The 6,383-nt window shown below is 73.8% G+C and carries 5 protein-coding genes and 1 pseudogene; 2 read left to right on the plus strand and 4 right to left on the minus strand.

Annotation, left to right across the window (positions count from 1 at the left end; genetic code table 11):
• Positions 1-656: 656 nt before the first annotated feature.
• The 4 genes and pseudogenes from carA to pyrR all read right to left on the minus strand — a co-directional run.
• Positions 657-1,751 (minus strand): annotated as a pseudogene (gene carA, locus FVA95_RS32680) (glutamine-hydrolyzing carbamoyl-phosphate synthase small subunit); the annotation flags it as partial.
• Positions 1,748-3,040 (minus strand): dihydroorotase, encoded by a 1,293-nt coding sequence (locus FVA95_RS06180; protein ID WP_149663327.1) that lies wholly within the window; start codon positions 3,038-3,040, stop codon positions 1,748-1,750. The pseudogene carA and the gene FVA95_RS06180, both read right to left, overlap by 4 nt.
• Positions 3,037-3,981 (minus strand): aspartate carbamoyltransferase catalytic subunit, encoded by a 945-nt coding sequence (locus FVA95_RS06185; RefSeq protein ID WP_149663328.1) that lies wholly within the window; start codon positions 3,979-3,981, stop codon positions 3,037-3,039. The genes FVA95_RS06180 and FVA95_RS06185 overlap by 4 nt, the downstream gene beginning before the upstream one ends.
• The gene (pyrR, locus tag FVA95_RS06190) at positions 3,978-4,571 is read right to left on the minus strand and encodes a bifunctional pyr operon transcriptional regulator/uracil phosphoribosyltransferase PyrR (RefSeq protein ID WP_149663329.1); all 594 of its coding nucleotides are present in this window, start codon (positions 4,569-4,571) and stop codon (positions 3,978-3,980) included. The genes FVA95_RS06185 and pyrR overlap by 4 nt, the downstream gene beginning before the upstream one ends.
• A gap of 602 nt (positions 4,572-5,173) precedes the next feature.
• Here pyrR and FVA95_RS06195 point away from each other — a divergent pair.
• Positions 5,174-5,665 (plus strand): transcriptional regulator, encoded by a 492-nt coding sequence (locus FVA95_RS06195; RefSeq protein WP_020625790.1) that lies wholly within the window; start codon positions 5,174-5,176, stop codon positions 5,663-5,665.
• A gap of 365 nt (positions 5,666-6,030) precedes the next feature.
• Positions 6,031-6,383: leucine zipper domain-containing protein (locus tag FVA95_RS06200; protein WP_149663330.1), on the plus strand; the 353-nt coding region annotated here is incomplete at its 3' end.

Genomic DNA, 6,383 nt, shown 5'->3' on the forward strand with positions numbered 1-6,383 from the left:
TCGTGCCGGTCCGGGTGCTGCGGGGTGGATGGGGCTGCGTGGGGCGGCGGCCACGGGCGGTCGTCGACGGGCCGGGCGCGGCCGGACACCGGGTCGGCGCCCGGTGCCGGGTCGGCCGGGACGTCCGTCGCGTCCGGGTCCGCGGTGGCTGCCGGGTGGGCGGGTGTGCCGCCGTCGCGGCGCAGCGCGTCCTCGATGTCGGAGAACGGCGCCGTCAGCGGGTCCGGGGTGGCGGGACGGCCGAGGGCGGGCATCCGGCTGGTGGGCGGCTCGACCTCGTCGCGGCCGGTGGCCGGGGTCCCGGCCGGCGGGGTGACGGGCAGCCGGGTGGTGTGCTCGTCGGCAGGGTGCTCGACGGCCGCCGGGCCGGGCCGGGTCCCGGCGTGCGGGGCCTCCGGGCCGCCCGGCTCGAACCCGCCCGGGGCCGGGGCCGGGCCCGGTGACGGAGCGGGCGGGGTGGGCCGCAGGTCGACCGACGGGGCCGCGGTCGCCGACGGCGGCGTGGCCGGGTCGGGCTGGGCGGTCATCCCCGGCGCAGGCGCGGGCTCCGGCTCCGGCTCGGACACGAGGTCGGACTCGGGCTGCGGGTACGGCGCGGGCGCGGTCCCCTCGGGCCGCTGCCCGGCGACGCCTGCGTACCCGACCGGGTGCTCGGTCATGAGCGCGACGAACCGGTCGAACAGGTCCGCGGCGTCGTGCGGGCCCGCGGCGGCCTCGGGGTGGTACTGCACGGAGAAGGCGGGGAAGTCCAGCCCGGTCATGCCCTCGACGGTGTCGTCGTTGGGGCAGTAGTGGCTGATCTGCGCCCGGCCGTAGGGGGTGTCGAACTCCTCCCCCGGCGACCCGGCGACCGCGAACCCGTGGTTCTGCGAGGTGATCGCGATCCGCCCGGTGGCGTGCTCGACGACCGGGATGTTCACGCCGCGGTGGCCGTAGCGGAGCTTGTAGGTCTCGCGGCCCAGCGCGCGACCCAGGATCTGGTTGCCGAAGCAGATGCCGAACAGCGGGATCCGGCGCTCCAGCACCTGCCGGGCCAGCGCGACCGGACCGTCGGCGGTGGCCGGGTCACCGGGGCCGTTGGCCAGGAAGAAGCCGTCCGGGCGCAGCGACTCGACCGTCTCGATGGTGCTCGAGGCGGGCAGCACGTGCACCTCGATGCCGCGGGCGGCCATCATCCGCGGGGTGTTGAACTTGATGCCGACGTCGAGGGCGGCGACGACGAAGCGCCGCTCCCCCACCGCGGGCACCACGTAGGTCTCGGCGGTGGTCACGGCGCCGTAGAGGTCAGCGCCCTCCATCGGCGGGGACTGCCGCACCCGCTCGACGAGCTCGTCGTCCGGGGCGATCGCGTCGCCGGAGAAGATCCCGGCCCGCATGGCGCCGCGCTCACGCAGGTGGCGCACCGCGGCGCGGGTGTCGATCCCGGCGACGCCGACGACCCCCTGGGTGCGCAGCGCGTCCTCCAGGGTCCCGGTGGCCCGCCAGTTCGACGGCCGCCGGGCGGGGTCGCGCACGACGTAGCCGGCGACCTGGATGCCGGAGGACTCGTCGTCCTCGTCGTTCCAGCCGGTGTTGCCGATCTGCGGTGCGGTCTGCAGCACGATCTGTCGGTGGTACGACGGGTCGGTGAGGGTCTCCTGGTAGCCGGTCATGGCCGTGGTGAACACGGCCTCACCCAGGGTCTGCCCGGTGGCGCCGTAGGCCTCACCGCGGAAGATCCGCCCGTCCTCGAGAACCAAAAGCGCGGTCACTGCACAACCTTCCCGTCCTGCGCGGTGATGCGTCCCCGCAGCACCGTCGCGACCACCGTTCCGGGCAGCCGCATTCCCTCGTACGGCGTGTTCGCCGCCTTGCTCGCCAGCTCCGCACCACGGACCGTCCAGACCCCGTCCGGGTCGACCAGCGCGAACGTCGCCGGCTCCCCCTCCGCGATCGGACGGCCCTGGTCGGGCAGGTTCCCGATCTCCGCGGGGCGCTCCGAGAGCACCCGCGCGACGCCGTGCCAGTCCAGCAGGCCCGGCTCCACCATCGTCTCGACCAGCACCGACAGCGCGGTCTGCAGGCCGAGCATGCCCGGCTTCGCCGCCTGCCACTCGGTGTCCTTGTACTGCGCGGCGTGCGGGGCGTGGTCGGTCGCCACGACGTCGATCACGCCCTCGGCCAGCGCCTCGCGCATCGCGCGGGTGTCGTCGGCGGTGCGCAGCGGCGGGTTGACCTTGTTCACCGGGTCGTAGCCGGTCAGCCGGGAGTCGGTGAGCAGCAGGTGGTGCGGGGTGACCTCGGCCGACACCCGCACGCCCTGGGCCTTGGCCGCGCGCAGCACGTCGATCGTGCGGGCGGTGGAGATGTGGCAGACGTGCAGCCGGGCCCCGGCCTCGCGGGCGAGCGCGCAGTCCCGGGCGACGATCGTCTCCTCCGCCGTCGCGGGCCATCCGGCGAGTCCGAGCCGGGCCGCGACGGCGCCCTCGTGCGCCTGGGCGCCACCGGTCAGGCGGTGGTCCTCGGCGTGCTGGGCGATGACGACGTCGAGCGCGGAGGCGTACTCCAGCGCCCGGCGCATGATCAGCGGGTCGTTCACGCAGCGGCCGTCGTCGGAGAACATCCGCACCGCGGCGCGGGAGGCGGCCATCGTGCCGAGCTCGGCGAGCTTCTCGCCGCCGAGGCCGACGGTGACCGCGCCGACCGGGTGCACGTCGACCAGCCCGACCTCCTCGCCGCGCCGGCGCACGTGCTCGACGACGACGTCGGAGTCGGCGACCGGGGTGGTGTTCGGCATCGCGAACACGGCGGTGAACCCGCCGAGGGCGGCGGCCCGGCTGCCGGTCTCGATGGTCTCGGACTCCTCGCCGCCGGGCTCGCGCAGGTGCACGTGCAGGTCGACGAAGCCGGGCAGCAGCACGGCGCCGTCGGCGTCGAGGACCTCGGCGCCCTCGGGCGTGGCCAGCCCGGTGCCGATGGTGGCGACGACGCCGTCGGTGACGAGCACGTCGACCGGGTCCCCGCCGTAGGGCCGGGTGTTGCGGATCAGCAGGTCGGTCATTCGGGAGCTCCGGCGAGAAGGTGGTAGAGGACGGCCATCCGCACGTGCACGCCGTTGCGGACCTGGGCCAGGACGGCGGCATTGGGGGCGTCGGCGACCGCGGGCGCGATCTCCATGCCGCGGATCATCGGGCCGGGGTGCAGGACCACCGCGTGGTCGGGCAGGAGCTTCGCGCGGTCCTCGGACAGCCCGAAGCGCACCGCGTACTCGCGCGCGGAGGGGAAGAAACCGCCGTGCATCCGCTCGGACTGCACGCGCAACATCATGACCGCGTCGAGCGCGGGCAGCTCGGCGTCGAGGGAGTGCGCCACCCGGCACGGCCAGGACTCGACGCCGGTGGGCAGCAGCGTCGGCGGCGCGACGAGCACGACCTCGGCGCCGAGCGTCGCGAGCAGCAGCACGTTGGACCGCGCCACCCGCGAGTGCAGGACGTCGCCGACGATCCCGATCCGACGCCCGGCGATGCCGCCGAGCCGGTCGCGCAGGGTCGCGGCGTCGAGCAACGCCTGGGTGGGGTGCTCGTGGGTGCCGTCGCCGGCGTTCACGATCGCGGTGGGCGTGCCGGTGACGGTCCGATCGGCATCGACCCAGTGCGCCAGCCGGTGCGCCGACCCCGACGCGGGGTGGCGCACGATCACGCAGTCCGCACCCATCGACGACAACGTCAGCGCGGTGTCGCGCAGCGACTCGCCCTTCGACACCGACGAGCCCGACGCCGACACGTTCACGGTGTCGGCGCTCATCCACTTGCCGGCGATCTCGAACGACACCCGGGTGCGGGTGGAGTTCTCGTAGAACATCGTGATGACCGTGCGGCCGCGCAGCGTCGGCAGCTTGCGCACCTCACGGCCGAGCAGCGCCTGACGCAGCCGGTCGGAGGTGTCGAGCAGCGCGGTGGCCTCGGCGGCGTCGAGGTCGGCGACCGAGAGCAGGTGCCTCATCTGTCCCCCTCTCCCTGGGTGATCCAGACGCCGTCGCCGCCGTCGATCTCGATCAGCGAGACCAGGATCTGCTCCGAGCGCGACGTCGGGACGTTCTTGCCGACGTAGTCGGCGCGGATCGGGAGCTCCCGGTGGCCGCGGTCGATCAGCACGGCGAGCTGCACCGCGCGCGGGCGGCCCTCGTCGCGCAGGGCGTCGAGCGCGGCGCGGGTGGTGCGCCCGGACATGAGGACGTCGTCGACGAGTACGACGAGCCGGTCGTCGACACCGCCCTCGGGCACCGCGGTGGACTCCAGCGCGCGGGCCGGGCCGCGGCGCAGGTCGTCGCGGTAGAGGGTGGCGTCGACCGAACCGACCGCCGGTGCGGCGCCGGCGAAGTCGGTGATCGCGGCGGCGAGCCGGTGGGCCAGGTGCACGCCGCGGGTGGGGACGCCCATCAGCACGAGCCCGTCGGGGTCCTCGGCGCTGAACGCGGTCTTCTCGATGATCTGGTGCGCGATGCGCGCGACGGTGCGGGTGACGTCGGCGGCGGACAGCAGTTCCCGTGCGGGCTGCTGCGCGTCGGCGTCCCCGCGGCGGTTCTGCGCCACGAGGTGGTCTCCTTCCCCGCCTCACCGGACGGGTCTTAAAGGACGGTCGTGCAAGAGCTGTGCGTCAACCTATCAACCCGGCAGGTGCCGCGCGGGACGGCCGCAGCGCGTCACACCGCGAGCCGCGCCACAGCGGCATCACTCGTTCGAGGTCACGGTCCTGTCACGATGAGCGATGGTCGACGGTTGGTCCGGGCGGGACTTGCGATACCCGATTCCGCCCAGGCGCACCCACAGGGGCGGGTGGCGGAGTCGGGTCCCCGCACCCTGCGCTACCGCTGTCGAGGGACGCGGACTGCCCCGTTCGTGTGGGAAACCGCTCGTCAACCCCCCGAGCAGGGGGTCGAACTTGACCGCGCCGGACCGGACCCGGAGGATTACTCTCCGTATCAATCAGCAATCAATCAGCATCAATCAGCACGCGTGCAGCAGCGCCGCGACGCACGGGACGGCCGGGAGGCCGGCCCCCCGCCGGAGCTGCCGCCCCGAACGGGACCACCCACAGGGGCGATGACGCGGCAGGCGCAACCACGCCACCGGTGCACCGCCGGTGACCGCCGGTCCGTCCTCACCGGTACGGACCGTCAGGAACGAGGAGATCGATGGGCGACTACGCCAAGGCGCTCGGGGGCAAGCTCCGGGCGATCAGGCAGCAACAGGGGCTCTCCCTGCACGGCGTCGAGCAGAAGTCGGGCGGACGCTGGAAGGCGGTCGTCGTGGGCTCCTACGAGCGCGGGGACCGTGCGGTCACCGTGCAGAAGCTGGCCGAGCTGGCCGACTTCTACGGCGTCCCGGTGGCCGAGCTGCTCCCCGAGGGCCGCATCCCGTCCGGCAGCGAGCCCGCCACGAAGATCGTGATCAACCTGGAGCGGCTGCAGCAGCTGCCCGCGGACAAGGTGGGCCCGCTGGCCCGCTACGCCGCGGCCATCCAGAGCCAGCGCGGCGACTACAACGGCAAGGTGCTCTCGATCCGCGCCGAGGACCTGCGGTCGCTCGCGATCATCTACGACATGTCCCCCGGCGAGCTGACCGACCAGCTGATCGACTGGGGTGTCCTGCCTCCCGAGGCACGCCCCGGACAGCACGTGGGATGATCTGCCCCGCCGGCCGCGTCCCAGGGGAAGGGTGACGCGACCGGCACGACGGCGGCCGGGGTTTTCGCACAGTCCCCCGGCCGCCGTCCTCGTCCGTCTCCCGGACGATGTGATCCCCAGGACGCGCGGTGATCCGCAGGACGCGCGCGCCGGAGTGCACGCGTCGGACGGATCTCCGCGCGACGCCGTGATCACGGCTCGCCCAGGCCGACGCCGTCGCCCGGGCCGGACCGAGCGACCAGAGGACTAGATGTGATGTCCAGGGAGGTTGTCCCGTCCGGGGGCGGTGAGTCTGGCTGACAGACGAAGGCCTCCGGTTGTGAAGTGGAGCTGTCTAGGAACCGCTTCACCCACCGGAGGCCTTCGTGTCCCACGCTAACGCCGCTCTGACCCCGCGCGCCCGGCTGCGGCTCGCTCAACTCGTCGTCGAGCACGGCTGGACCCACACCGCGGCCGCGACAATGTTCATGGTCTCCGCGCGGACCGCCAAGAAGTGGTCCGACCGCTACCGGGCCGAGGGGCCGGCGGGGATGGCCGACCGCAGCTCACGGCCGAGGTCCTCACCGACGAAGACCCGTGTCGGTCTGGTGCGGCGGATCGTGCGGCTGCGCTGGCGTCATCGGCTGGGCCCGGTCCAGATCGCCGGGCGCCTGGGCATGGCCGCCTCGACCGTGCACGCGGTCCTGGTGCGCTGTCGGATCAACCGGCTCTCCCACAT

It is taken from the genome of Pseudonocardia sp. EV170527-09, assembly GCF_008369905.1.
Lineage (GTDB): Bacteria > Actinomycetota > Actinomycetes > Mycobacteriales > Pseudonocardiaceae > Pseudonocardia.